The organism is Saccharothrix sp. ST-888 (assembly GCF_000955975.1).
In the GTDB taxonomy this organism is placed as follows: Bacteria; Actinomycetota; Actinomycetes; order Streptomycetales; family Streptomycetaceae; genus Kitasatospora.
In genome coordinates this window covers 1-1,706 of record NZ_JYJF01000259.1, presented here as the reverse complement: position 1 = coordinate 1,706, position 1,706 = coordinate 1, and the positions used below count along the sequence as shown (strand labels likewise).

The window sequence follows — 1,706 nt, the reverse complement described above, 5'->3', positions numbered from 1 at the left end:
GGCACGGCGGCGGCGCCTTCTCCGGCAAGGACCCGTCCAAGGTCGACCGCTCCGCCGCCTACGCGATGCGCTGGGTGGCCAAGAACGTGGTCGCCGCCGGACTCGCCCGCCGCTGCGAGGTCCAGATCGCGTACGCCATCGGCAAGGCCGCCCCGGTCGGCCTGTTCGTGGAGACCTTCGGCACCGAGACCGTCGCCACGGACCGGATCCAGGACGCCGTGCTCCAGGTCTTCGACCTCCGCCCGGCCGCCATCGTCCGCGACCTCGACCTGCTGCGGCCCATCTACCGGCAGACCGCCGCCTACGGGCACTTCGGACGCGAACTGGCCGACTTCACCTGGGAGTCCACCAGTCGCGCGGACAAGCTGCGTGAGGCCCTGGGTCTCTGACGAGGTTGACCCGGCAGACGGAAACCAGGCACCGCCGCAGGGGCGCGGGGAACCGCGCGACCGGCTCGCCGCAGAGCCGCAAGGCCGTCCGCAAGGCCGTCCGCAAGGCCGTCCGCAAGGCCGTCCGCAAGGCCGTCCGCACGGCCGTCCGTGCGGACTCCCGCGCCCCCGCCGAAGTGCACGACCGAAGACAAGGACGAGTACCCGTATGCGCATCGCCACCACCGGGTCGATCGCCACCGACCACCTCATGGCGTTCCCAGGCCGGTTCGCCGAGCAACTGGTCGCCGACCGGCTCTCGACCATCTCGCTGTCCTTCCTGGTCGACGGCCTGGAGGTGCGCCGGGGCGGAGTCGCCGCCAACATCGCCCTCGGCCTGTCCCGGCTCGGTCTCGCCCCGCTGCTGGTCGGCGCGGCCGGCCAGGACTTCGCCGACTACCGGCTCCGGCTGGAGGACAGCGGCGTCGACACCTCCGGCGTCCGGATCTCCGCCGACCTCCAGACCGCCCGCTTCGTCTGCACCACCGACGCCGACAGCAACCAGATCGCCTCCTTCTACACCGGCGCGATGAGCGAGGCCCGGGAGATCGGCCTCGCGCCGATCGCCGAACGGTCCGGCGGCCTCGACCTCGTCGTGGTCTCGCCCAACGACCCCGTCGCCATGCTCCGCCACACCGCCGAGTGCCGCAGCCTCGGCATCCCGTTCGCCGCCGATCCCGGACAGCAGATCGCCCGCCTCGACGGCGGAGAACTGCGCCAACTGGTCGACGACGCCTGGGTGCTGTTCACCAACGAGTACGAGGCCGCGCTGCTCGCCAGGCACACCGGCTGGACCGAGGACGAGATCCTCGCCAGAGTCGGCACCTGGATCACCACCCTCGGCGCCGACGGCGTGAAGGTCAGCCGCTGTGGCCAACAGCCCGTCCGCATCCCGGCGGTGGCCGTGCCCGACCCGGTCGAGCCGACCGGCCTCGGTGACGCCTTCCGGGCCGGTTTCCTGGCCGCCGTCAGCTGGGGACTGCCCGCCGAGTCGGCCGCCCGCCTCGGCTGCGCCGTGGCCTCGACCGCGCTGCGGGTGGTCGGCCCGCAGGACTACCGGATCGAGCCCGACATCCTGACGGCCGAGCTGAGAAGAACGTACGGGACCGACGCCGCAACGGAGTTGGCGGCATTCCTCGGGAGGCTGAAATGAACACCCGAGCCGATGCGCTGCGGGAGGCCCTCGCCACTCGTGTGGTGGTTGCGGATGGGGCGATGGGCACGATGCTTCAGGCGCAGGATCCGTCGATGGAGGATTTCGAGCAGCTGGAGGGTTGC

The 1,706-nt window shown here is 71.9% G+C and carries 2 protein-coding genes; both read left to right on the top strand.

Translation table 11 applies throughout. The features are described from left to right. Positions 1-389: methionine adenosyltransferase domain-containing protein (locus UK12_RS32475; RefSeq protein ID WP_045306802.1), on the top strand; the 389-nt coding region annotated here is incomplete at its 5' end. Between the two features lie 208 nt (positions 390-597). After that, positions 598-1,581 carry a carbohydrate kinase family protein gene (locus tag UK12_RS32470; protein WP_045306801.1) on the top strand — a complete coding sequence of 328 codons (984 nt, stop codon included), beginning with the start codon at positions 598-600 and terminating at the stop codon, positions 1,579-1,581. The last annotated feature ends 125 nt before the right edge of the window (positions 1,582-1,706 follow it).